The sequence below is a fragment of the Streptomyces sp. RLB3-17 genome (assembly GCF_007113425.2).
Classification (GTDB): domain Bacteria; phylum Actinomycetota; class Actinomycetes; order Streptomycetales; family Streptomycetaceae; genus Streptomyces; species Streptomyces mirabilis_D.
This window is the reverse complement of the sequence record NZ_CP041610.2, coordinates 6,835,883-6,859,394: the sequence shown is the minus strand read 5'-3', so window position 1 is coordinate 6,859,394 and position 23,512 is coordinate 6,835,883. Positions and strand designations below refer to the sequence as shown.

20 protein-coding genes are annotated in these 23,512 nt (G+C 72.4%); 8 read left to right on the top strand and 12 right to left on the bottom strand.

Annotated elements, in window-relative coordinates:
• From FNV62_RS31150 to FNV62_RS31135, 4 genes are all read left to right on the top strand, one after another.
• Positions 1 to 1,566 carry an AMP-binding protein gene (locus FNV62_RS31150; protein ID WP_143652172.1) on the top strand — a complete coding sequence of 522 codons (1,566 nt, stop codon included), beginning with the start codon at positions 1 to 3 and terminating at the stop codon, positions 1,564 to 1,566.
• An 86-nt stretch (positions 1,567 to 1,652) separates the two neighbouring features.
• Positions 1,653 to 3,224: a class I adenylate-forming enzyme family protein gene (locus FNV62_RS31145; protein WP_143602692.1), complete on the top strand. Its 1,572-nt coding sequence runs from the start codon at positions 1,653 to 1,655 to the stop codon at positions 3,222 to 3,224.
• Positions 3,221 to 4,423 (top strand): FAD-dependent monooxygenase, encoded by a 1,203-nt coding sequence (locus tag FNV62_RS31140; RefSeq protein WP_143627862.1) that lies wholly within the window; start codon positions 3,221 to 3,223, stop codon positions 4,421 to 4,423. Before FNV62_RS31145 ends, FNV62_RS31140 begins: the two co-directional genes overlap by 4 nt.
• Before the next feature lie 18 nt (positions 4,424 to 4,441).
• A complete protein-coding gene (locus FNV62_RS31135) occupies positions 4,442 to 5,248 on the top strand; it encodes an aminotransferase class IV (RefSeq protein ID WP_143627860.1) in 807 nt (268 codons plus the stop codon).
• Positions 5,249 to 5,349: 101 nt separating this feature from the next.
• On the opposite strand, the gene FNV62_RS31130 is transcribed toward FNV62_RS31135, so the two are convergent.
• Entirely contained in the window at positions 5,350 to 5,841 is a 492-nt protein-coding gene (locus FNV62_RS31130; protein WP_097285934.1) for a carboxymuconolactone decarboxylase family protein, read from the bottom strand.
• Positions 5,831 to 7,357 carry a PLP-dependent aminotransferase family protein gene (locus FNV62_RS31125; RefSeq protein WP_225900434.1) on the bottom strand — a complete coding sequence of 509 codons (1,527 nt, stop codon included), beginning with the start codon at positions 7,355 to 7,357 and terminating at the stop codon, positions 5,831 to 5,833. Before FNV62_RS31125 ends, FNV62_RS31130 begins: the two co-directional genes overlap by 11 nt.
• Before the next feature lie 47 nt (positions 7,358 to 7,404).
• On the opposite strand from FNV62_RS31125, the gene FNV62_RS31120 reads away from it, so the two are divergent.
• The 3 genes from FNV62_RS31120 to FNV62_RS57160 are packed head-to-tail and all read left to right on the top strand — an operon-like array spanning position 7,405 to position 8,527.
• A complete protein-coding gene (locus FNV62_RS31120) occupies positions 7,405 to 7,935 on the top strand; it encodes a carboxymuconolactone decarboxylase family protein (RefSeq protein WP_054233735.1) in 531 nt (176 codons plus the stop codon).
• Positions 7,936 to 7,970: 35 nt separating this feature from the next.
• Positions 7,971 to 8,399, top strand: a complete 429-nt coding sequence (locus FNV62_RS31115) for a carboxymuconolactone decarboxylase family protein (protein ID WP_373559508.1) — start codon at positions 7,971 to 7,973, stop codon at positions 8,397 to 8,399.
• A complete protein-coding gene (locus FNV62_RS57160) occupies positions 8,396 to 8,527 on the top strand; it encodes a hypothetical protein (protein ID WP_257040369.1) in 132 nt (43 codons plus the stop codon). Before FNV62_RS31115 ends, FNV62_RS57160 begins: the two co-directional genes overlap by 4 nt.
• Before the next feature lie 6 nt (positions 8,528 to 8,533).
• Here FNV62_RS57160 and FNV62_RS31105 read toward each other — a convergent pair whose 3' ends face one another.
• The 5 genes from FNV62_RS31105 to FNV62_RS31085 are packed head-to-tail and all read right to left on the bottom strand — an operon-like array spanning position 8,534 to position 15,709.
• Positions 8,534 to 9,490, bottom strand: coding sequence for an ABC transporter substrate-binding protein (locus FNV62_RS31105; RefSeq protein WP_097285932.1), 957 nt, complete (start codon positions 9,488 to 9,490; stop codon positions 8,534 to 8,536).
• Between the two features lies 1 nt (position 9,491).
• Entirely contained in the window at positions 9,492 to 11,450 is a 1,959-nt protein-coding gene (locus FNV62_RS31100; protein ID WP_097285931.1) for an ABC transporter permease, read from the bottom strand.
• A complete protein-coding gene (locus FNV62_RS31095) occupies positions 11,450 to 12,571 on the bottom strand; it encodes a quaternary amine ABC transporter ATP-binding protein (RefSeq protein ID WP_143627856.1) in 1,122 nt (373 codons plus the stop codon). The genes FNV62_RS31100 and FNV62_RS31095 overlap by 1 nt, the downstream gene beginning before the upstream one ends.
• Positions 12,571 to 14,118, bottom strand: coding sequence for a GMC family oxidoreductase (locus tag FNV62_RS31090; protein WP_143609045.1), 1,548 nt, complete (start codon positions 14,116 to 14,118; stop codon positions 12,571 to 12,573). Before FNV62_RS31090 ends, FNV62_RS31095 begins: the two co-directional genes overlap by 1 nt.
• A gap of 52 nt (positions 14,119 to 14,170) precedes the next feature.
• Positions 14,171 to 15,709 (bottom strand): aldehyde dehydrogenase family protein, encoded by a 1,539-nt coding sequence (locus FNV62_RS31085; protein ID WP_097285928.1) that lies wholly within the window; start codon positions 15,707 to 15,709, stop codon positions 14,171 to 14,173.
• Positions 15,710 to 15,979: 270 nt separating this feature from the next.
• Between FNV62_RS31085 and FNV62_RS31080 the strand changes: the two genes are divergently transcribed.
• A complete protein-coding gene (locus FNV62_RS31080; RefSeq protein WP_143609043.1) occupies positions 15,980 to 16,903 on the top strand; it encodes a helix-turn-helix domain-containing GNAT family N-acetyltransferase in 924 nt (307 codons plus the stop codon).
• Positions 16,904 to 16,910: 7 nt separating this feature from the next.
• Here FNV62_RS31080 and FNV62_RS31075 read toward each other — a convergent pair whose 3' ends face one another.
• From FNV62_RS31075 to FNV62_RS31055, 5 genes are all read right to left on the bottom strand, one after another.
• Entirely contained in the window at positions 16,911 to 17,840 is a 930-nt protein-coding gene (locus FNV62_RS31075; protein WP_143609042.1) for a hypothetical protein, read from the bottom strand.
• 41 nt (positions 17,841 to 17,881) lie between these two features.
• Positions 17,882 to 18,244, bottom strand: coding sequence for a hypothetical protein (locus FNV62_RS31070; protein WP_054233744.1), 363 nt, complete (start codon positions 18,242 to 18,244; stop codon positions 17,882 to 17,884).
• Complete coding sequence (locus FNV62_RS31065; RefSeq protein ID WP_143627854.1) at positions 18,237 to 19,940, bottom strand: hypothetical protein; 1,704 nt, start codon at positions 19,938 to 19,940, stop codon at positions 18,237 to 18,239. The genes FNV62_RS31070 and FNV62_RS31065 overlap by 8 nt, the downstream gene beginning before the upstream one ends.
• A gap of 237 nt (positions 19,941 to 20,177) precedes the next feature.
• Positions 20,178 to 21,167, bottom strand: a complete 990-nt coding sequence (locus FNV62_RS31060; protein WP_054233746.1) for a malate dehydrogenase — start codon at positions 21,165 to 21,167, stop codon at positions 20,178 to 20,180.
• Positions 21,168 to 21,956: 789 nt separating this feature from the next.
• Entirely contained in the window at positions 21,957 to 23,276 is a 1,320-nt protein-coding gene (locus tag FNV62_RS31055) for a helix-turn-helix domain-containing protein (RefSeq protein ID WP_143602682.1), read from the bottom strand.
• Positions 23,277 to 23,512: the final 236 nt, after the last annotated feature.

The following is a 23,512-nucleotide window of genomic DNA, read 5'->3' as shown; positions in this document are numbered from 1 at the left end:
ATCCCCACGTCCACGCCGACTCCGCGGTCGCCGACCGGCACCCACGCGGACGCCGACGCCCCCGGCAACCTCGCCACCCATCTCGCCGCGCTCGCCGAGCGGCGCGGCTGGGGCGACCGGATCGCCTTCCACCAGGGCCACCGGGCCTGGACGCACGGCGAGGTGCACGAGCTCGCGGGCCGCGCGGCCGGTGTGCTCCGCGGGCACGGCGTGGGCGCGGGAGACCGGGTACTGCTCGCGCTGCCCGACGGCATAGCCTGGGTGGCGGCCTTCCTCGCCACCGCCCGGCTGGGCGCCGTCGCGGTCCTGGTCAACCCCGAACTGCCCCCGGCCGAGCACGCGTTCATGGCCGAGGACGCCAAGGCCGTGCTCTGCGTGACCGGACCGGGCCTGGAGGACCGCTTCACCGACCGTGTGCGCCTCGGCGCCGATCAGCTGATGGCGCTCACCGCCGACGCCGAGCCGGCCGCCGCGCACCCGGTCGACGCGCACACCCCGCTCTACGTCCAGTACACCTCCGGCACCACCGGCCGGCCCAAGGGTGTCGTGCACTGTCACGGCGACCCGAAGACGTACCACGACCTCATCGGCCGACGGCTGCTGCGGATCACCCCGGACGACGTCACCCTGTCGGTGTCGAAGCTGTACTTCGCGTACGGCTTCGGCAACGCCTTCGTCTTCCCGCTCTTCTCCGGCTCCTCCGCCGTCCTGGTGGACCGGCGTCCGAACCCGGCCGCCGTGGACGAGCTGGTCGCCCGGCACCGGGTCACCTTGCTCTACTCCGTGCCCTCCGCGTACGCCGCCCTCGTCGCCGACCGGGGCAGCGGCCACGCGACCTGCTTCGCCTCCGTACGCGCCGCCGTGTCGGCCGGGGAGGGCCTGCCCGCGGGGCTCGAGAAGCAGGTCGCCGATCTGCTGGGCGCGCCGGTCCTGGAGCAGATCGGCTCCACCGAGGCCGGTCACGCGTTCTGCGCGAACAGCTTCGAGCACAACCACCCGGGCACGGTCGGCCGCCCGGTCCCCGGTTTCGAGGTGGAGCTGCGCGACGGCGCCGGTGTGCCGGTGGAGGACGGCGCGGAGGGCGAACTCTGGGTGCGCGGGCCGACGCTGACGCCCGGCTATCTGAACCGGCCCGAGGAGACGGAACGCACCCTGGTCGGCGGCTGGCTGGCCACCCACGACCGGGCGCGCCGGGAGCCGGACGGCAGCTACCGGCACCTGGGACGCACCGACGACCTGGAGATGGTCGGCGGGATCACCATCTCCCCGCTGGAGGTCGAGGCCGTACTGCGGACCCATCCTGCGGTGAAGGAGGTCGCGGTCGCGGCCATGACCGACTGGCGCGGCTTCAGCCGGCTGCGGGCCTTCGTGGTCCCCGTCTCGCCCCTGCCGCACGGCCTCTCCGGACTGTCCGGGCCGTCGGGTCTCGAGACCGAACTCGTGGGCCTGGCGCGCGAGCACCTCGCCGCGTTCAAGGTCCCCAGAGCCATCAGCTTCGTCCCGTCCCTGCCCCGCACCTCGACAGGAAAGCTCCGCCGCCACCTCGTCCGCCAGGGCGCCTGGTGACCCCCGCGGCACCACGACCACGGGCCACGACCACAGACCCGGACCACAGCCACAGCCACAGCCACAGGACAGAAGGGAACGGGCCCATGCGACAGCAGCAGCCCCTGCTCGCCGACCGCGGTTTCTACCTGGGCCCGATGTTCCGCCACGCGGCGGACCGCCACGGAGCCGTGTTCGTCACCCTGGACCGGCCGCTCGACGTCCGTCCCGGCCTCGGGGTCGACCTCAGCTATCCGGTACTGGCCGAGGTGGTCGAGGAGCTCTCCGGACGGCTGTGGGAGGCCGGGGTCCGGCCCTCGGAGGAGGTGGTCGTCCACAAGACGGACAACGTCGACATCGTCCTGCTGACCTGCGCCGTCTCCCGTATCGGGGCCGTTCCCGTCCTCCTGTCCCCCGCGCTCGCGGGCCCGGTGGTGGGCCGGCTCCTCGAACGGCTCCACCAACCCTGGCTGATCACCGACAGAGCCAAGCTGGAAGGCCCGCTGGCGGACGTCGACCTCTCCACCCTCGTACGACGGACGCTCTCCGTGGACGACGCGCCCGGGGCCGAACCCCTGGAGAAGTACGCCGGGGCGGAAACCCCCTCTCCCGTCCGGCTTCATCCGCGCGAGCCCGCCCTGATCACCCACAGCTCGGGCACCACCGGCCTGCCCAAGCTCGCCGTGCACTGCGCGAACACCATGTGGAACCGGCTCGTCCCGCAGAAGGCGATGGGCTGGCCCACCCGCGGCGAGACCGCCGCGCTGCACATGTCGTTCGTGCACTCGCGCTTCTACCACCTGCTCGGCGTCCTGCTGCACTTCGGCAGCCCGCTCGTGCTCATCACCGACCCGGACCCCGCCACGGTGGGACCGCTGCTGACCCGGCACCGACCCGGCATCGTCGAGACCCACCCCAACACCTTCGTGCTGTGGGAGGAGCTGGCCGACGCGCCCGGAGCGCCGCTGTCCCGGGTCCGCTCGTACGGCTCCACGTTCGACGCCATCCATCCGCGCACCGTACGGCGGCTGCTGGACGCCTCGAAGCGGCGCGCGCCCTGGCTGATCCAGCTGTACGGGCAGAGCGAGACAGGTCCGGTGGCCTTCCAGTGGTTCACCCGGCGCAGCGCCGCCCGCGCCGACGGGCGCCGGGTCGGGATCGGGATCCCCGGGTTCACCCGGGTCCGGGTCACGGACGACTCCGGCGGGCGGGCCAGGCCCGGCACGCCCGGCCGCATCGAGGCCCGCACCAGAGGGCGGATCCTCACCTATCTCGGCGCCCGGGAGCAGTACCTGCGCCAACTGGACGGCGGCGGCTGGTGGCAGATGGGCGACATGGGGTACCAGGGCCGGCTGGGCGGGCTGTATCTGATCGACCGTGAGATCGATCGGATCGACTCGGTGCACAGCAATCTGGAGGTCGAGGACGCGCTGATGGACCGGCTGGAGGAACTGCGTGAGGTGGTCATCGTGCCCGGCGCGGACCGCGAACCGGTGCCGGTGGTGTGCGTGCGCGGCGAGCGGCCGCTGGACCCGGCGCGCTGGCGGGAGGCGACGGCCGATCTGCCGCCCCTGGCCGAGCCCCGGCAGTGGCGCTTCGAGGAACTGCCGATGACCGCGACCTGGAAGGTGAAGCGGGTGGAGATCACCCGCATGCTGACCGAGGGCGCGCGCACGTGAGCGGCGACGCCCCCGCCCGGCCGGTCCTCGTGGTGGGCGCCGGGCCCGTCGGGCTGTCGGCGGCGCTCGCGCTGCGCGCGCACGGGCTGCCGGTCGTGCTCCTGGAGGCGGACCCCGAGGAGCGCGAACGCCCGGGCAGCCGCGCCCTGTTCGTCCACCGGGAGACCCTGCGGCTGCTCGACGGGATGCGCCCGGGACTGGCCGCCGAGGTCACGGCGTACGGGCGCACCTGGCACACCCGACGGACCCTGTACCGGGGCCGCGAGGTGTACGCCCGCACCTTCCCGCCACCGTCCGCGCCCGGCCTCCCGCCCTTCACCAGCCTGCGTCAGGTGGACACCGAGCGTTTCCTGCGCGCCGCGTGCGAGGCGGCCGGAGTGGAGTTCGCGTGGGGGGTGCGGGTGACGGGGGTGCGCGTCGCACCGACGGAGGTCGTGCTCACCGGCGAGGACGGCCGCGTCTGGACCGGCACGCACGCCGTCGCCGCGGACGGGGCGCGCTCGGCGGTCCGGGGCGAGCTGGGCATCCCGATGGAGGGGACGCGCGCGGACGGCTTCCATGTCGTCGTGGACGTCGCCGACCTGCCGGGCGCCGAGCTGCCGCTGGAGCGGGTCTTCCACTACGAGCACCCGGGGGTGGGCGGCCGCAGTGTGATGCGGGTGCCGTTCACCGGGGGCTTCCAGGTCGACCTGCAGTGCCGGGACGACGACGCGCAGGAGGCGTACGGGACCGAGGAGGCCGTACGGGAATGGCTGCCCGCGGTGGTGGGCGACGGGTACGCCGAGCGGATCCTGTGGGTGTCGACGTACCGTTTCCTGCGCAAGGTCGCCGCCTCGTTCAGCGACCCGCACCGGCGGGTGCTGCTGGTCGGCGAGGCCGCCCATCTGTTCCCGCCGTTCGGCGCGCGCGGGATGAACAGCGGGATCGCGGACGCGGCGGCCGCCGCGCGGGCGATCGCCGACGGGACGGCCGAGGCCGTCGCCGGGTTCGCCAAGGTCCGGCGGGCCGCGGCCCTGTTCAACAGCGCGGCCGCCGGCAGCGCGCTGGACCATCTGCGACCGCACCGCCGGATCGTCCGCGTCAAGCAGCGGGCGGCGGCGGCGCTCGCGCCCGTGCTGCCGTGGTGCGGTTCCTGGCTGGAGCACGCGCCGTACGGGCCACGGAACGGTTCGCCCGCTGTCGCGGGCCGCACGTACTGAGACCGAGAGGGGTACGCAGTGACACAACCGGCCATCGCGGAGGAGTTGTTGGCGTGGGCGCCAGGCCGTGGGCTGACTTCCGGTCCGGCCCCCGGTACGTTGCCGGGCGGCCGGCTGCTCGTCGCGGACTCGTGGCTGCTGCGCGACGGCCGGATGCGCGGCTTCGACCGGCACCGGGAACGCTTCCTGCGGGCCTGCGGCGACTGCGGCGGCCCACCGCTGGACCGGCTCGTCGCGTTCTGGCGGGACATGACCGCCGCGCTGCCGCGCACCGGGGAGTGGTTCCCCCGGGTCGAACTGGCCTCGGGCTCCATGGAGTTGCGGCTGCTGCTGCGGCACGCGCCGCCGCTCGGCACGGGCGTACGGGTCTGGGCGGCGGGGCAGAGCGATCCACGGACCGTCCCCCGCCGCAAGGGGCCCGACCTGGACACCCTGGCCCGGGTGAGGCGGCGGGCATCCGGGGAAGGCGCGGAAGAAGCGGTGCTGATCGCGTCCTCCGGTGTGGTCCTTGAGGCGGCCACGGCCAGCGTGCTGTGGTGGGAGGACGACACCCTGTGCCTGCCCTCGCCGCAGCTGCCCGTCCTGGCCGGAGTGACGGCCGGCCTCATCCAGGAGCGGGCCCACCGGTCCGGCATCCGTGTCGCCCACCGCGAACGGACCGTGGCCGAGCTCGACGGCCGTGAGGTGTGGCTCGTGAACGCGCTGCACGGAATTCGGCCGGTGACCGCCTGGACGGCGCGGCCGATGAGCCCGGGGCCGGCCGTGCGCGCCCCGGAATGGCGGCAGTGGCTGGACGACGTCATGGAACCGCTGCCGGCCGACTGAATTCCGGACACGAAAACCGAAGACGGGCCGATGACCGAAAAGCAGCGCCGGGACGAATTGAATTCGCCCCGGCGCTCTCTCTCGTGCCCTCGTTCCCGAATTCAGCTTTTCTTCTGGGCGGGCTGATGGGCACCCGGCACCATGCGGGTCGCGATCGCGATCCGGTTGTACGCGTTGATGACGGTGGCCGCCCAGATCAGCGCCGCGATCTGGGCCTCGTCGAAGACCTCCGCCGCCGCGGCGTAGACCGCGTCCGGCACGTGTCCGTCGTGGACCAGCGTCACGGCCTCGGTCAACGCCAGTGCGGCACGCTCCCGTTCAGTGAAGAACGGGGTCTCCCGCCAGGCGTTCAGGGCGTAGATCCGCTGCTCGGTCTCGCCCCCGGCGCGGGCGTCCTTGGTGTGCATGTCGAGGCAGAACGCACAGCCGTTGAGCTGCGAGGCGCGAATCCTGATCAGCTCCAGGAGTTCCGGTTCGACCTTGGCGTCCTGGGCCGCGGAAACGGCGGCACCGTGCAAGGCGCCCATGGCACCGGACACCTCGGGGGTAATCTTCTTCAGGGCCACACGGGACAGGGCTTCACTATTGCTCATGAGGCGACTCTATTCCACGGAAAAGGCCGTCGTCTCCCTCGTTGCGGAAAGTGCCGTTGAAATTGCCGTGGAAGGTTCCGTTGAAAGTGCCGTTGAAAGGCAGTGCCGCGCACAATGCGTCCAGCGCCCCGGACCACCCGTGGTCCGGCGGTGTCCCGTACCCCACCACCAGTGCGTCGGTCCGCTCGGCGGGCGACTCGGGGTGGCGGTAGCGGTCGAGCCCGTGCACCGCGAGCCCCTGCCAGGCCGCCGCCCGCAGCGTCTCCTGCTCGGTGCCGGGCGGCAGGCGCAGCACCACGTGCAGGCCCGCCGCGATGCCCGTGGCCCGGACCCCGGGAGCCTGTTCGGCGAGCCGCGCCACCAGGGCGTCCCGGCGGCGCCGGTAGCGCAGCCGGGACGCGCGGACGTGGCGGTCGTAGGCGCCCGACGTGATGAACTCCGCCAGGGTGAGCTGGTCCAGCACCCCGCACGACCAGTCCACCCCGCCCTTCGCCGCGACCACCTCCGGGGCGAGCGACGGCGGCAGCACCAGCCAGCCCAGCCGCAGACCCGGGGCCAGCGACTTGCTGGCCGTGCCCACATGGACCACGTGGTCGGGGTCGAGGCCCTGAAGGGCGCCGACCGGCTGACGGTCGTAGCGGAACTCCCCGTCGTAGTCGTCCTCCAGGATCAGACCGCCCCCGCGCCGTGCCCAGTCCACCACCTGCGCCCGCCGGTCGGGGTGCAGCGGTACGCCCATCGGGAACTGGTGGGCGGGCGTCATCAGCACCGCTCGTACGCCTCCCAGCGCGTCCCCGCCCCGCGGGCCGGCCGCCAACTCCTCCGTGCGCGTGCCGAGTTCGTCGAACCCGAGCGGCACCGTCCGCAGCCCGGCCCGCTCCAGCAGCCGCCAGTGGACGTCGAGCCCGTAGGACTCCACGGCCAGCGAGTTCAGTCCCCGCTCGCGCAGCACCTGGCCGAGCAGCATCAGGCCGTGCACGAAGCCGGAACAGATGACGATGTGCTCCGGGTCCGTGCGGACGCCCCGGGCGCGGGCCAGGTAGCCGGCCAGGGCGGTGCGCAGTTCCACCCGGCCGCGCGGGTCGCCGTAGTCGAGGGCCTCGTGCGGGGCGGCGGTCAGGGCGCGGCGGGAGGCCTTCAGCCAGGCCGCGCGGGGGAAGGAGGACAGGTCGGGGGTGCCGGGGACCAGGTCGTACGCCGGGCGGGCGTGGGTCGGGCGGCCGGGTGCCCATGTGGTGGAGGGGGCCGGCACCGGGCGGCGGGCGACGCTCGTGCCCGAGCCCTGGCGGGCGGTGAGCCAGCCCTCCGCCACCAGGTCCGCGTACGCCTCCGCGACCGTGTTGCGGGCGATGCCCAGGTCCGCGGCCAGGGAGCGGGAGGAGGGCAGCCGGGTGCCGGGCGCGAGGCGGCCACTGCGGACCGCCTCGCGGAGGGCTTCCGTCAGACCTCTGCGGACACCCGGTCCGGTCGGCTCGACGTGGAGGTCGACCCCGAAAGTGGCCCAAGATTTCGCCATGTAAATGGACCATACACCTGGGCTGCTTCGCTCGTAGGGTCGAGAACATGACGACGAACGACACCACCACCGAGACGACCGCCACGACCGACACCACCGCCGAGTACGCCCCCGAGCACAGCCCCCGCCTGCACTGGGCCAAGCACGCCCCCGAGGTCTACAAGGCCATGCTCCGGCTGGAGACGGCCGCGCAGCAGGGGCTGGAGCCGAAGCTGCGCGAGCTGGTGAAGATCCGTGCCTCGCAGCTCAACCACTGCGCGTTCTGCCTCGACATGCACACCAAGGACGCGCTGGCCGCCGGGGAGAGCGTGCAGCGGATCGTCCAGCTCAGCGCGTGGGAGGAGTCGAAGCACTTCTACACGGCGAAGGAACTCGCGGCGATCGAGCTGACCGAGGCCGTCACCGTCCTCACCGACGGATTCGTGCCGGACGAGGTGTACGAGAAGGCGGCCCAGCACTTCGAGGAGGCCGAGCTGGCGCAGCTGATCGCCGCGATCACGGTGATCAACGCGTGGAACCGGTTCGGCGTGAGCACGCGCATGGTCCCGGGTCACTACGAGGCGGGCCGGCACCAGTGACGGAGCGCGGCGAAGCCACGAGGGAGCGTACGAAGGTGCTCGACCCGGCGGTCGGGCGGGCCCTGTCCGCGCTGAGCGCCGCCGCGAAGAAGGGGCTCGGCGAGCCCGCGCTCGCCGAACTCGTCATGATCCGCGCCTCCCAGCTCAACCACTGCGCCTTCTGCCTCGACATGCACCTCGAACTGGCCCGCAAGAACGGCGAGTCCGAGGACCGCCTCCAGCTCCTCAACGCCTGGGAGGAAGCGGAGGACCTCTACAGCGGGCGCGAGCGGGCGGCGCTGGCGCTGACGGAGGCGGTGACCGTCCTGACGGAGGGCTTCGTGCCGGACGAGGTGTACGCGCGGGCGGCCGAGCACTTCGACGACGTCCGGCTCGCGCATCTCATCGCCCTGGTCACCGCGATCAACGGCTGGAACCGGGTGATGGTGAGCCGTCGGATCCCGCCGGGGGGATACGCGCCGTGAGCGTGGTCGAGGCCGCGCTGTACGTCCCGGCGGGCGCCGACCGCGGGTATCCGGTCGGCGCCCCCGTCGACGTGCTGCCACTGCCGCGGGCCGGGATCCCGGGCCCGGTCAACGGGTTCGCGCGGTAGCCGGGGTCACGCCAGCCACGCGCGCCATGTCGACGCGTGGCTGTCGACCCACTTCTTCGCCGCGTCCTGCGCCGACAGCTTGTCGTTCGCGATCATCAGGGAGACCTCGTTCTGGTCCTCGGTGGTCCACTTGAACTTCTTCAGGAAGGCGGCCGCCTTGCCGCCGCTCTTCGCGAAGTCGGCGTTCAGGTACTTCTGGAGCGGTGTGTGCGGGTAGGCGCAGGCGACCTTGGCCGCGTCGGCGTCGCAGCCCTCCTTGTACGGCGGCAGCTTCACCTCCGTCATCGGGACCTTCTTGAAGAGCCACTGGGGCGAGTACCAGTAGGTGAGGAAGGGCTTCTTCTCCTTGGCGAACTGCTTCATCTGGGTGATCTGCGCGGCCTCCGAACCGGCGAACACCACTTGGTAGTTCAGCTTCAGGTTGGCCACCAGGGCCTTGTCGTTGGTGACGTAGGAGGGCGAGCCGTCCATGAGCTGGCCCTTGCCGCCGCTCTCCGCGGTCCGCATCTGGCCGGCGTACTTGTTGAGGTTCTTCCAGTCGGTCACGTCGGGGTGCTGCTTGGCGAAGTACGTCGGGACGTACCAGCCGATGTGCCCGGTGACGCCCAGGTCCCCGCCGGGGGCGATGGTCTTCTTGTCCTCGACGTACCGCTTCTCCTGGTCGGGGTGGCCCCAGTCCTCCAGGATGGCGTCGACCCGGCCCTGGCTGAGCGCGTCCCACGCGGGGACCTCGTCGACCTGGACGGTGTCGACGCGGTAGCCGAGTTCGTGCTCCAGCAGGTACTGCGCGACGGCCACGTTGGCCTGCGCGCCGACCCAGGACTGGACGGAGAGGGTCAGGCTCTTCGAGCCTCGCGCGTTCGCGAAGGGCGAGGCCTGCTTGGTCATGTCGACGGCGCCGCAACCGGTCAGCGTCAGCAGCGCGGCCGCACCGGCCATCACCGAAGTCGTACGTAGGCGCATGTCACGCTCCCTTCTTCGTGGTCCGCGCGGTCGGCTGGGTCACCCGGTCGAGCATCAGGCCGAGGCAGACGATCGCCGCGCCGGCCACGAGGCCGGTCGCCAGGTCGCCCTGCGCGAGGCCGAACACGACGTCGTAGCCGAGTGCGCCACCGCCGACCAGACCGCCGATGATGACGACGGCGAGGACGAGCACGACGCCCTGGTTGACGGCGAGCAGCAGCGACTGGCGGGCCAGCGGCAGCTGGACCTGGCGCAGCTGCTGGGCGCCGGTGGCGCCGAGCGAGCGGGCCGACTCCAGCGCGGCCGGGTCGACGGCGCGCAGGCCCTGGGTGGTGATGCGGACGACGGCGGGCAGCGCGTAGACGACCGCGGCGGCCACGGCCGGCGCGCGGCCGACGCCGAACAGCGCCACCACCGGGATCAGGTAGACGAACTGCGGCATCGTCTGGAAGACGTCCAGGACCGGCCGCAGCAGCCGCTCGACGCGCTCGCTGCGTGCCGCCGCGATCCCGGTCGCGAAGCCGAGCACGAGGGTCACGGCGACCGCGGCGAGGACCTGCGACAGCGTGTCCAGGGACGGCTTCCACACGCCGAGCACCCCGATCACGGCCATCGCGAGGACCGCGGTGAGGGCGGTGCGCCAGGTGCCGATCAGCCAGGCGAGGGCGGCGACGATCAGCAGGACCGACCACCAGGGCAGCCACTGGAGGCCGTCCCGGACGGGGTCCAGGACCCAGGTGGTGAAGTGGCCCGCCCAGTCGGCGGTGCCGCCGATGTAGGGGACGCCGGAGTAGAGGTGGTTGGTCATCCAGTCGACGACCCGGTTCACGGGCTCGGCGATGGAGAGGGTCCAGGAGGCGGGCCAGGCGAGCCGGCCGGTGAGATGTCCGGCCAGCGCCACGGCGAGGGCCGCGGCGGCGGCGTACGCCCAGCGCGGTGCCGTCGCCCCGGAGTCCGAGCCGAGCCGCTCCCCCGCCGCTCCCGTCACCCGGTCCAGGACGACCGCGAGCAACACGATCGGGATGCCGGCGGCGAGGGCGGCGCCCACGTCGACGGAGGCCAGCGCCTGGTAGACGCGGTCGCCGAGGCCGCCCGCGCCGATCACGGAGGCGATGACCGCCATGGACAGGGCCATCATGATCGTCTGGTTGAGGCCGAGGAGGAGTTCCTTGCGGGCCAGCGGGAGGCGGGCGGTCTGCAGGCGCTGGCGGGCGGTGGCACCGAGCGAGGTGACGGCCTCCATCACCCCGGCGTCGGCGTCCCGCAGGCCGAGCGCGGTGAGGCGGGCCATGGGCGGGGCGGCGTACACGACGGTGGCGAGGACGGCGGCGGGCACTCCGATGCCGAAGACGAGAACGACGGGGAGGAGGTACGCGAACGCGGGGAGCACCTGCATGGTGTCGAGGACGGGGCGCAGCGCGCGGTAGGTGCGGTCGGAGAGACCGGCGGCGAGGCCGAGCAGCGCGCCCAGCAGGACGGACGCGAGGACGGCGACCACCATGAGCGCGAGGGTCTGCATGGTCGGCACCCACATGCCGAGCAGTCCGCAGGCGAGGAACGCGGCGGCCGTGCCGAGCGCGAGCCGTACGCCCGCCGTGCGCCAGGCGACGAGTGCTGCGACGGCTGTCACACCGGCCCAGCCCGCCGCGAGCAGCACCACGTAGACGGCGCGCACGGAGAGGACGACGGCGCTGCTGACGTACCCGAAGAAGTACAGGAACAGGGGGTGGCTGTCCCGGTTGTCGATGATCCACTCGCTGGCTCTGCCGAGGGGTGCGGAAAGATCGACGGTGAGGGCGCCCGGCCAGGTGCCGCTCGCCCAGTGGGAGTCGAGGACCGGGACGATCACGGCCGCCGCGACGGCGAGCAGCAGCAGCTTGCCGACGGCCCGGTGTCCGCGGAGGTTCTTGAGCAGCGCGGAGACGCCGGAGTGACCGACGGTCGCGGTGACGGTGGCCATCAGGCGGCCTCCCCACGGGGGCCGTCCGGCGCCCCGGTGGCGGGCGTGTCCGCGCCGGCCACGACGCCGAGCAGCGCCGCCGAGTCCACGACGCCGAGGCAGCGTCCGTGGTCCATCACGCGGGCGGGGTCGCCCGAGCGGGCCACCGCCTCGATGGCCTCGGAGACGGTCGCGTCGGGTGCGAGCGCCGGACCCCGGGCGGCCTCCGCGGCGGACGCGGCCCGCATGGCCGTACGGACGGTCATGACCTGTTCGCGGGGTACGTCCCGGACGAACTCGCGGACGTAGTCGTCGGCGGGTGAGCCGACGATCTCCTCGGGGGTGCCGAGCTGGACGACACGGCCGTCGCGCATGAGCGCGATGCGGTCGCCGAGGCGCAGCGCCTCGTTGAGGTCGTGGGTGATGAAGACCATCGTGCGGCCCTCATCCTGATGCAGCCGGATGACCTCTTCCTGCATGTCGCGCCGGATCAGCGGGTCGAGCGCGCTGAACGGCTCGTCGAAGAGCAGGACCTGGGGGTCGACGGCGAGCGCGCGGGCGAGTCCCACGCGCTGCTGCTGGCCGCCCGAGAGCTGGGCGGGCCGGCGCTGTTCCATGCCCTCCAGGCCGACCTTGGCGACGACCTCGGCTGCCCGCTTCCGGCGCTCGGCCTTGCCGATGCCCTGGATCTCCAGGCCGTACGCCACGTTGTCGAGCACCGAGCGGTGCGGGAGCAGGCCGAAGTGCTGGAAGACCATCGCGGCGCGGTGGCGGCGCAGTTCCCGCAGCCGGTTCTTGTCCATGGCGCGTACGTCCTCGCCGTCGATGACGATCGCGCCCGCGGTCGGCTCGATCAGCCGGGTCAGGCAGCGGACCAGCGTGGACTTGCCGGAGCCGGACAGCCCCATGACGACGAAGACCTCGCCCTTGCGGACGTCGAAGCCGACGTCCCGGAGGGCGGCCGTGCAGCCGGTGCGGGAGCGGAGTTCGGCGGGGTCGAGGGCGGCGAGCCCGGGGTCGGCGGGGACGCGCTCGGCCTTCGGCCCGAACACCTTCCACAGGCCGTCGACGGAGAAGACGGCGTCGGCGGAACCGGGGGCACTGGCGGGCGTACGGGCAGGGGTGCCGGTGGTCGTACTCATCACGCACCGCCCCCGATCAGCTCGGCGCATTTCTCCCCGACCATGAGCACTCCGATCATCGGGTTCACGGCGGGCATCGTCGGGAAGACGGACGCGTCGGCGATCCGCAGACCGTCGAGACCGCGCACCCTCAACTCGGGGTCGACCACGGCCAGTGGGTCGTCCGTGGCGCCCATCCGGCAGGTGCCCGCCGGGTGGTAGACGGTGTGCGCGACCTGACGGGCGTACGCGCTCAGCTCCTCGTCGTCGGTGACCTCGGGCCCGGGGCACACCTCGCGCTTGAGCCAGCCGGCGAGCGGCTCGGTGCGGGCGATGCGGCGGGCGATGCGGATGCCCTCGACGAGGGTGCGGCCGTCGTAGTCGTCCTCGTCCGTGAAGTAGCGGAAGTCGAGGGCGGGCTTGACCGATGGATCGGCGCTGGTCAGATAGAGGCGGCCGCGGCTGCGCGGTTTGGGGATGTTGGGGGTCATGGAGACGCCGTGCGCCGGGCGTTCGTAGCCCAGCCGCTCCGGGTTGTCCATGAAGGGGATCTGGTAGAAGTGGAACATCAGGTCGGGGCCCGCCTGTTCGGGGTCGCGGCGCACGAACAGGCCCGCGTCGGAGTCCATCGCCGAGTTCTCCGGGATCGGCCCGTCGGTCTCCCAGACGATGACCGACTCGGGGTGGTCGAGCAGGTTCTCGCCGACGCCGGGCAGGTCGTGGGCGACGGGTACGCCGAGCTCCGCCAGGTCGTGGGCGGGCCCGATCCCGGAGTGCAGCAGCAGTCGCGGCGAGTCGACCGCGCCCGCGCACAGCAGGACCTCGCGCCGGGCCCGTACGAGGCTCTCCGTGCCGTCCTTGGCGCGCACGTGCACGCCCGTGGCGCGGGTCCCCTCCAGCTCCAGCCGGTAGGCCCAGGTCTCCAGCAGCAGCGTGAGGTTGGGCCGTTCGTCCATCACCGGGTGGAGATACGCGACCGACGCGCTGGAGCGCTTGTTGTTCTCGGGGTGGTAGGCGAGGTCGAAGAAGCCGGTGCCCTCGGTGAACGGCTTCTTGTTGAAGCCCTCGACGCGGGGCACGCCCAGCGCGCCCTGGGCGGCTTCGACGAAGTCGCGGGCGATGGCGTTGCGGTCCTTCTCGTCGACCGGGACGATGTTGTTGAGGAGCCGCGCGAAGTACGCCTCCATGGGCACCGCGCCCCAGCCCTTGGCGCCCGCCGCCTCCCACTCGTCCCAGTCGGACGGCAGCGGCTTGAAGGCGATCAGCGTGTTGTGGGACGAACAGCCGCCGAGGACGCGGGCCCGGCTGTGCCGGATGTGCGAGTTGCCGCGCGGCTGCACGGTGGTCGGGTAGTCGTAGTCCAGTTCGCCGCCGAGCAGGCCCGTCCAACGGCGCAGGGTGAGGACGTCCTCACGGCCGACGTCGCTGGGACCGCCCTCGATGACGGCGACCGTCACGTCGGCGTTCTCGGTGAGACGGGAGGCGATGACGGAGCCTGCCGTGCCGCCGCCGATGACGACGTAGTCGTACGTGTTCTCGGACGCGTTCTCGTGAGTGCTTTCGTGCATGGGGGTGCTCCAGGGTGCAGAGGCAAGTGCTGTGTGGGGTGGGGGGGTTACGTCACTGGGGTCGGCCCGCGAACCAGCGGACCGGCTTCGGCGCCAGGTTCTGGTAGACGTGCTTGGTCTCGCGGTACTCGGCGAGGCCCGCCGGGCCCAGTTCGCGCCCTACGCCGCTCTTCCCGAAGCCGCCCCACTCCGCCTGCGGGAGGTAGGGGTGGAAGTCGTTGATCCAGACGGTGCCGTGCCGCAGCCGTCCCGCGACGCGGCGGGCGCGGCCCGCGTCGGTGGTCCAGACGGCGCCCGCGAGCCCGTACTCGGTGTCGTTGGCGAGCGCGACGGCCTCGTCCTCGGTGCGGAAGGTCTCCACGGTCAGGACGGGCCCGAAGACCTCCTCGCGGACCACCTTCATCTCCCGGTGGCACTGGTCGAGGACGGTCGGCTCGTAGAAGTACCCGGTGGCGGGCCGTTCGGCGGACGGCTCGGGGCGGCGGCCGCCCGCCCGCAGCACCGCGCCCTCCGCGAGCGCGGAGGCGACGTACGCCTCGGTCTTCTCGCGCTGTCCCTCCGACACGAGGGGGCCGCACTCGACGCCGTCCTCGGTGCCGCGGCCGAGCCTGATCCGGCCGGCCCTGCGGGCGAGTTCGGCGACGAAGCGCTCGCGCACGGACTCCTCGACGATGAGCCGGGATCCGGCCGAGCAGACCTGGCCGCTGTGGATGAAGGCGGCGTTGAGTGCCTGGTCGACGGCGGTGTCGAAGTCCTCGTCCGTGGCGCAGGCGTCGGCGAAGACGACGTTGGGGTTCTTGCCGCCGAGTTCCAGGGCGACCTTCTTGACGCTCTCCGCGGCGGCCCGCGCCACCTTCGTGCCGCTGACCAGGCCGCCGGTGAAGGAGACGAGGTCGACGTCGGGGTGCTCGGCGAGGCGTGCGCCCACCGTGTGCCCCGGGCCGGTCACGAGGCCCGCGACCCCGGCGGGCAGGCCGGCCTCGGCGAGCAGCCGTATCAGCGCGATCGTCGTCAGCGGGGTGATCTCGCTCGGCTTGACCACGAAGGTGTTCCCGGCGGCGAGGGCGGGCGCGATCTTCCAACTGGCCTGCAGGAGCGGGTAGTTCCAGGGGGTGATCAGCGCGCAGACACCGACGGGCTCGTGCACGACGACGCTGTGGACGTCGGCGGACCCGGCGTCGACGACCCGTCCGCCGCCCTCCCCCACGACGAGGTCGGCGAAGTACCGGAAGGCGTCCGCGACACAGTCGATGTCGACCCGCCCCTCCTCCAGGGTCTTGCCCGCGTCGCGGCTCTCCAGGAGTCCCAGCTCCTCGCGGTCGCGGACGAGGAGGTCGGCGACGCGGCGCAGCAGCGCGGCGCGCTCGGCGACGGGGGTGCGGGGCCACTCCCCCGTGTCGAAGGCGTGGCGGGCGGCGGCGACGGCCGCGTCCGCGTCCCGCTCGTCACCCTCCGCGACCACGGCGAACGGCTTGGCATCCGCGGGATCGAGGATCTCGCGGGTGGCACGGGAGACGGCCGCCCGCCACTCTCCACCCACGTGAAGGGTCTGTTGTGCCTGCTGAGCCTGGTGCGCTTGGTGTCCGGCCATGGTCGGTGTTGCCTTCCGTTCCTGTTCCGTGCCCCTGCGTGCCCGTGTGTCACACGCGTGTCACTCTCGGGGACCGGGAGCGCCTGCCCCTCGACCCGGAATGCATGCACAACCAGTGACCGAAAGTGCCCGGCGTCACTGAAAAAAGAGCAGAAATGCGACCAGAAACCGCAAAGCGCACACCGGCCGGCTCGGTCGGCATCTCGCCGCCGGGAAGCGAACCGCAGAAGTCCTGAAGCGGCGCGGGCTTTCTTTGACTAAAGTCAAAGAATGACTCGGTCGGTGTCAGCGGAGGACGTACGGGCGCTGCGGCGCTTCAACCGGTACTTCACCCGGCGCATCGGAGCGCTCGACGACCACTACCTCGGACAGGACCGGCCGCTCGGCGAGGCGCGGCTGCTGTTCGAGATCGGGGACGGGGCCTCGCTGCGGGAGCTGCGCGGCCGGCTCGGCCTGGACGCCGGCTACCTGAGCCGGATGGTCCGGGCGCTGCAGGCGCAGGGGCTGGTGCGGGTGAGCGTCCCGGCCGAGGACAGCCGGCTGCGGGTCGCGGAGCTCACGCCGGCCGGGCGGGTCGAGGTCGAGGAGCAGAACCGGCGGGCCGACGCGCTGGCCGAGGGGCTGCTCGGCTCCCTCGACGAGCGCCGGCGCGGCGAGCTCACCGCCGCCATCACCGCCGCCGAGCGGCTGCTGCGGCTGGCCGCGATCACCGTCGAGTCCGTCGACGGTACGTCGCGCGACGCACGCGACTGCCTCGCCGGGTACGCCGCCGACATCGACGCACGGTTCCCGGAGGGCTTCGACCCCGCCGCCCTCGTACGGCCCGACGAGGTGTCGGGGGACTCGGGCGCCTTTCTGGTCGCGTACGAGGAAGGGCGTCCCATGGGGTGCGGGGCGCTGCGCAGGCTCGCACCGGACACCGGCGAGATCCGGCATGTGTGGGTGCGGCCCGAGGCCCGGCGGCTCGGCCTCGCCCGCCGGATCCTCGACGGACTGGAGCGGGCGGCCGTCGCGCGCGGGTACGGCGTCGTGCGCCTCGACACCCACGCGGTGCTCACCGAGGCGCAGGCGATGTACCGGGCGTGCGGCTACACCGAGATCCCGCGCTACGACGACAACGTCTACGCCGCCCACTGGTTCGAGAAGCGACTGCCCGCCCGTCGGTGGACCGGCGGAGGATCGGCGCGGAAGTGACGGAGGACTAGGTACTGCTCACGCAGTTCGTGTCGGCGGGGCAGAAGGAGTTCAGGGCCGTGGTGAGCGGGCCCGTCATGTCCACGCCCTCGGGGCCGCTCGCGTTGATCGCGTAGAGCGTGCCGTCGGCGGCCCGGAAGCGGTGGTCGACCACGTGCGTGGCGCCCTTCTGCGGGCTGTCGTAGCGGTAGGTGACCTCCGTCCAGCCGGTGCCGTTCTGCCGCTCGATGAGCCGGTACCCCGGGAGCTTCTGCGAGATCGCCTCGGCCTGGGACGACGACTCCGCCAGGGAGCTCTCCTTGACCTCGAACAGCATGAGCCTGCTGCTGCCGCCGGGGGCCGTGTAGGTGACGACCGGCGCCAGCTTGCCCTGGACCTCCTCGCGTACCCAGCCGTCGGGCACGTCCACCGTGTAGCCCACCGAATCCACCGACCTGCTGTAGCCGGGCAACGGCTCCGGGGTCGTGGGCTGCGTCGCCGGGTCGCTGGACCCGCCCGAGCCGGCGTAGATGTCGGGACTCCCGGAGGTGTACCCGGTGTCCGGGGAAGGAACGCTCTGGGTCGCCGTGACGGTCACCGCGGGGCGCGACGGGTCGGCGCCGGTGTGCCCGGACGAGTCGCCCCTGGTCAGCGCCCACACCGCACCTCCGACACCGCCCGCGAGGACGGCGACGGCCACGATCACCACCAGCAGCCGGCGCGAGTCCGTGGGGGCCGGACCCCGACCGCCGCCGGAACTCCCGCCGGGCCCGGACCACGACGGTGGCGGCAGGGGCGTCTCGGGCGGGCGCGGTGGCCCCGCCTGGGTCGTCGCCGACGCCCACCACTGCTGCTCCGCGTCCGGCGGCACCCCGCCACCACCGGCCCCGCCCCTGCCCTGCCCGCCCGCGCCGTCGTCGACCCACCGCTGGCGGTCCTCGTCCCACCGTTGCGCCACCTCGTCACCCCGTTCCCACTAGACCCGTCCCGCGCCGACCGCTATCCGGCCAGCTGCGCGATCACCTGCACCACGGCCGCCGTCGACGCCAGCCCCGCCACGGCCGCGGCGGCGGTGTCCAGACGCATCCGCAGCCGGCCGAGCCGCGCCGGGTCCGCCTGGCCCGTTCTCTCGATCTCCCCCTGCACCACGGCCAGTTCGCCGTCGAGCCCGGTCGTGTCGTCGGTCTCCGTGAGCAGCCGCAGATGATCGCGCAACGTGCGGACGGCCTCCAGGAGCGCCACGGTCGTCTCGTCGGCGCCGGCCGCGGGCGGCGCCTCGTGATAGTTCGCGGTGCCGTGGTCGCCGAAGTTCACCGCACTGCGCGTGATCCGGTCGACCCGCCCGCCCGAGCCCTCAGTCATCCCTGTTCCCCTCGTTGTACGACGCGCCCCCACTGCCCATGGAGACGGCGCTCTTGCTGATCCGACCCACCGCGGTGCCACCGCTCATCTGCCCGATGAACTGGCCGCCCGCGGCCACGTTGAAGATGTTCTGCTCGAAGCTGCCCGTCTCACAGCCGCTGCGCCGCAGCGCCTCGCGCACCCCGCTCGCGATCCGGTCCTCGACGGTCTTGATGTAACGGCTGACGTCCATCTCCTGGAACAGCGACAGCCGGTCGGTGCTGCCCATCTCCCGCACGGACACCAACGGGGCGTCCGGCGGGGCCTGTTCGGGCCGGGCCAGCCAGGTGCGCAGGCACTGGACGAGGGTGCGCAGCATGGAGAACCCGGCCACCACGCCCGTCGCCGGGGCGGACAGCACCGTCCGCACCACCTCACGCCCCGTCGCGCCCTCCCCGGAGGCCGCGATGAAGTCGACGCGCCGGTACTCCTCGAAGATCGGCCCCAGCACGTGCGGCACGACTTCCAGGACCAGCATCCCGCCCTGCGTGTGGACGCGGACCAGCACCGAGACCACCACCTGCTCGTCCCAGGCGCCGACCCTGACCCGCAGGAAGTGACGGCGCGCCTCGCCGCCCTCGTCCACCGCCCCGTCCAGGTGCAGCCGGGCCGACGACGGCTCGTACACCCCCTGGTTGCGGCCCACGCCGTACGGCAGGTAGACGAACTCCTCGACCTCCAGGTCCTTGAGCCGGTCCCGGCTGGTGCGCGCGGCGGACTCCCGCAGCGCCTCCAGCTTCGGTACGACCAGGTCGAGAATCTGCCGGTTGGTCAACTGCACCTGCGGGCGGTGCCCGTTCGCCGAACCGTCGCCGGTCTGCTCGGGCAACTTACCGTTCAGGCCGTCGAACGGCTTCTTGGCGGGGGTGATCTCCATCGCGAACGACCAGGGTTCGTACGGCTTTCCCGCGCCGACGAACGGCCGGTGGGCGTCGTAGAGCGCCACGGACGCGTGCTGCTCCCAGGTGACGGCCCGCGCGACCCGGAGCTGACGCTCGCTGCCCATGGGCAGCGCCACGGTCGTACGGGCGAAGGCGTCCCGGGACAGTTCGACGCTCATGACCGCGGCCACCTGGGAGCGGTGGGCGCCGATCACGAAGGTGAGCAGGAGCGGGAAGATCACCAGAAAGGGGTCATGGAGCAACTGGGTGAACGCGTACACCCAGTAGGCGAGCTCCGCGGCCCGCGCCATGAAGGTGAGCCCCCAGGCGGTCGCCCTGCGCGGCAGCCGCAGCCGGGCGGACTCGTCCCGGCTCGCGGCGTACATGCTCATGCCCCACCCGGACGCGACCCGCGCGGACCACAGCAGAAAGCAGACGGCGGCGTAGAAGAACACCGCGAGGGCGCCGAACGCCTCGGCGAAGCCCTGGGGTCCCGCGGCCGCGACGCCGGTGGCCGCCCGGACCATCTCCACCAGGAAGAACACGACCCAGATGGCCAGCAGCCCGAGCCCGGTCAGCGCCTCCCTGCGGCGTGCGCGCAGCGCGTGCGCGAGCACGGCGACGACGTCGACACCGAGGGACGGTGCCGCGGGCCGCTCCTCGTGCCCTATGAGTTCGTCGATGACCCGTGCCCGGAACACCGTGTCCAGATGTACTCCGGCACACAACAGCCGTGTCGCCTCGCTGTGTGCGTACCGTCTCTCCGATTCCGTCACTGGGACCACCCCCGTGTGTCTCCCCCGGCCGCGCCCCAGCTCTCTTGAGCAGCCCTGCGCTCCCCTACCGGACCGTACGTCACGACGATAGCGAGAGTTACTCCCCGTGCACCCCCGCATACAGCGAGAAAGCACGTACGTTCGATGCGTACTTTCTGTACGCATGCGTCGGCCCCGCCCGGGGCACTTCCCGGGCGGGGCCGATGGGTTGCGAGTGACTCAGGTGAGCCGGGTACGTCAGATCAGACCGAGACCGCGGACCGCGTCGCGCTCCTCCTCGAGCTCCTTGACGGAGGCGTCGATACGGGCGCGGGAGAACTCGTTGATGTCCAGGCCCTGGACGATCTCGTACTGGCCGTCCTTGGTGGTGACGGGGAAGGAGGAGATGATCCCCTCGGGCACGCCGTAGGAACCGTCCGACGGGATACCCATGGAGGTCCAGTCCCCGTCGGCGGTGCCGTTGACCCAGGTGTACACGTGGTCGATCGCGGCGTTGGCGGCCGAGGCGGCGGAGGACGCGCCACGGGCCTCGATGATCGCGGCACCGCGCTTGGCGACGGTCGGGATGAAGTCCTCGGCGAGCCACTTCTCGTCGTTCACGACCTCGGCGGCGTTCTTGCCGGCGACCGTGGCGTGGAAGATGTCCGGGTACTGGGTGGCGGAGTGGTTGCCCCAGATGGTGAGCCGCTTGATGTCGGCGACCGTCGAGCCCGTCTTCTTCGCGAGCTGGGTCAGCGCGCGGTTGTGGTCGAGGCGGGTCATCGCGGTGAAGCGCTCGGCCGGTACGTCCGGGGCGGCGGCCTGGGCGATGAGGGCGTTGGTGTTGGCCGGGTTGCCGACGACGAGGACCTTGATGTCGTCCGCGGCGTTGTCGTTGATGGCCTTGCCCTGCGGCTTGAAGATGCCACCGTTGGCGGAGAGCAGGTCACCGCGCTCCATGCCCTTGGTACGGGGGCGGGCGCCGACGAGCAGCGCGACGTTCGTGCCGTCGAAGGCGACGTTCGGGTCGTCCGTGATGTCGATGCCGGCGAGCAGCGGGAAGGCGCAGTCGTCGAGCTCCATCGCGGTGCCCTCGGCGGCCTTCAGCGCCGGTGTGATCTCCAGGAGGCGCAGCTTGACCGGCACGTCCGCGCCGAGCAACTGGCCGGAGGCGATGCGGAAGAGCAGGGCGTAACCGATCTGGCCGGCCGCGCCGGTGACGGTGACGTTCACGGGAGTGCGGGTCATGGCGTTCTCCGTATGACAGCAGGCGGTGGGGCGTCCCTGCCCCGGGGTGCAGGATCGTCCCCTGCGTCCACCGCAATGATCGATCAAAGGAACCGATGATCGATCTCTCGGCGTCAAGAGAGATCCGCCGTCAGGCTATCGCGCATCCAGGATCCCGGACGGCCGGGTCCCGTGTGGCCCACCCCACAACCCCCCGACGGGGCGGTCGTCGGTCCGGGAGAGGATGACACGACGACCGCCGTCGGGGTGACCGACCGGGGGCCGGATCCCGTGGGGGTACGTTGCGCCTGCCCCAACGGCGCCGGAACATTCCTGGGCTTCGGCGATTCTTCGACTGCGGGTGAGCGGGGGTTGCTCGCGCAGTTCCCCGCGCCCCTGGGGACGGTACTGCGCCCCGAAATTCCGGCCGCCTGTTGCCTTTTGGCCGAGGGTTGGTCGGGGGCGCTTGCTGGCACGACCCCTCGGGGGATTCCTCGACTGCGGGACGGTGGGGGCTGGGCGCGCAGTTCCCCGCGCCCCTAAAAGCCTCGGCTCGACCGGCGTTCGAGGACGCGGCCGAAGGCCGAACCCCACCCACCCCCGTCCACCCACCCACCCCGGCCCGCATCACCCAGCCCGTCCGGCGTTTGAGGACGAGGCCGTTCAGGCCGATGCGGGGGTCCAGGGGGCGCAGCGCCCCTGGCGGGGTCGAAGGGGCGGAGCTCCTGGGGATGGGACGGGTAGGGGCGGCGGGGGCGAGGAACCGTGCCGCGCGTGCCCACCCACCCCAGCCAAGCCCCCCCCGCTACTTCACTTCGTGCAGCCCTTCTGGCCCGACTTCAACGTGACGCACGCCTTCGCCTCGGCGCCATCCTTCACAGCGATCATCGGGGTGTACGCATCGGTGGCGTTGACGACGGTCCCGGTCTGCTTGGCAGCGGTACCGGCCGTCACCTGCACCGAGTCACCGAGCACGGCCTGGGTGATCCGGGCCCAGGCCGCGGCGCAGGTCTTGCTGTAGCGCACCTCGACGAGAGTGGTCCCCACGGTGATGCTGGTGCTGGTCGTCGCCAGCTGCCCACCGCACCCCATGTTCTCCGGGTCCTTGCCCGTGCAGCCGGCACCACTGCACTTCACCCCGGCCGGCAGATCGGGATTGACCGCGGCGGACGTCGAGGGCGTCTTCGGCGCGCTCGCCGCCTTCTTGCCGTCGCCGCCCCCGGTGAAGTACACGACCGCGGCTATCACCACGAGCGCACCCACAACCCCCGCGAGGAACATCGTCAGCCGCCGCTTACGCCGCGCCGCCGCGTCCGGGCCGGATCCCCCCACGGGCGCACCCGGCCCACCGGCACCGACAGACCCGGCCGCACCCACGGAACCGCCCGGCCCCGACGAACCCACAGAACCCGCTGAACCCACAGAACCCGCGGAACCCCCCGGCCCCACAGCCCCCGTCGCCGGAGTCGACGGACCGAACCGCCCCCCGTCACCGGACGGCGTGGCGACGACCCCCCAGCCCCCACCACGCGAGCCCCCACCGGACGAAGGCCCACCCGAAGGCCCACCCGAAGAGGACCCGCCGTACCCGGCACCCCCACGCGCCCCACCCCCGAGCGACGACGAAGAGCCGTACGACGAGTCCTCCACCTCCGTGGCGGACGGCTGCGGCGGCACCGTCGGCGACACCCCCGCGGGCCCCGCGATCCCCGGCGTGATGCCGGGCGTCGCGGTCGCGCTGCCGCCCTTGCGGGCCTGCTTGCCGTTGCTCCCCTTCGCCGGGGGCGCCCCGAACTCCCCGAGCGCGGCGCGCGCCTGGGAGATCCGGATCGCTTCCATGGTCATGTCGTGGCGCATCTCCGAGCGGCTCCACGCACGCTCGGCCAGCTCCCACATGGTCGTCAGATGGATGGGATTGGTCCCGGTCACCTCGGCCAGGGCGACGATCGCGCCCTTGGGCGCGAGGAGCCGACCGTTGAGGTACCGCTCCCAGGACGTCTTGCTGTAGCCCGTACGGTCGGCCACCGCGGCGATGCTCAGCCCGCTCCGGTCGACCAGCCGGCGCAACTGGCTGGCGAACTCCCTGACCTGCGGATCGAGTTCATCCGGCAAGTCCCTCCAACGAGGCATTACTGCTCCCCCCTGCTTCTTTCCCCCCGTACGTGCCTGACTGTTCCCCCGCGTGTCTCGGCACCCGTCCGCCGAGTCCCCCCGGCCCCGCCGGTCCCCGTTCTGGCTACCCACAGGGATGCGATCGGTCAGGATCTCAGTTCCCGGGATGGGGGCGCACGGGAGCATTCGGGCCCGGGCATGCACCGTTGCACGCCCCGCGGGCTGCGGCCCATTGTCCCATCGACGTCATGCCC

What these genes read in the sequence shown, in the direction of transcription:
- FNV62_RS31085 (WP_097285928.1), bottom strand. Translation starts at nt 15,709, where the DNA reads ATGGCCGGACACCAAGCGCACCAGGCTCAGCAGGCACAACAGACCCTT.
- FNV62_RS31090 (WP_143609045.1), bottom strand. Translation starts at nt 14,118, where the DNA reads ATGCACGAAAGCACTCACGAGAACGCGTCCGAGAACACGTACGACTAC.
- FNV62_RS31055 (WP_143602682.1), bottom strand. Translation starts at nt 23,276, where the DNA reads ATGCCTCGTTGGAGGGACTTGCCGGATGAACTCGATCCGCAGGTCAGG.
- FNV62_RS31100 (WP_097285931.1), bottom strand. Translation starts at nt 11,450, where the DNA reads ATGGCCACCGTCACCGCGACCGTCGGTCACTCCGGCGTCTCCGCGCTG.
- FNV62_RS31145 (WP_143602692.1), top strand. Translation starts at nt 1,653, where the DNA reads ATGCGACAGCAGCAGCCCCTGCTCGCCGACCGCGGTTTCTACCTGGGC.
- FNV62_RS31080 (WP_143609043.1), top strand. Translation starts at nt 15,980, where the DNA reads ATGACTCGGTCGGTGTCAGCGGAGGACGTACGGGCGCTGCGGCGCTTC.
- FNV62_RS31060 (WP_054233746.1), bottom strand. Translation starts at nt 21,167, where the DNA reads ATGACCCGCACTCCCGTGAACGTCACCGTCACCGGCGCGGCCGGCCAG.
- FNV62_RS31120 (WP_054233735.1), top strand. Translation starts at nt 7,405, where the DNA reads ATGACGACGAACGACACCACCACCGAGACGACCGCCACGACCGACACC.
- FNV62_RS31105 (WP_097285932.1), bottom strand. Translation starts at nt 9,490, where the DNA reads ATGCGCCTACGTACGACTTCGGTGATGGCCGGTGCGGCCGCGCTGCTG.
- FNV62_RS31130 (WP_097285934.1), bottom strand. Translation starts at nt 5,841, where the DNA reads ATGAGCAATAGTGAAGCCCTGTCCCGTGTGGCCCTGAAGAAGATTACC.
- FNV62_RS31070 (WP_054233744.1), bottom strand. Translation starts at nt 18,244, where the DNA reads ATGACTGAGGGCTCGGGCGGGCGGGTCGACCGGATCACGCGCAGTGCG.
- FNV62_RS31095 (WP_143627856.1), bottom strand. Translation starts at nt 12,571, where the DNA reads ATGAGTACGACCACCGGCACCCCTGCCCGTACGCCCGCCAGTGCCCCC.
- FNV62_RS31125 (WP_225900434.1), bottom strand. Translation starts at nt 7,357, where the DNA reads ATGGCGAAATCTTGGGCCACTTTCGGGGTCGACCTCCACGTCGAGCCG.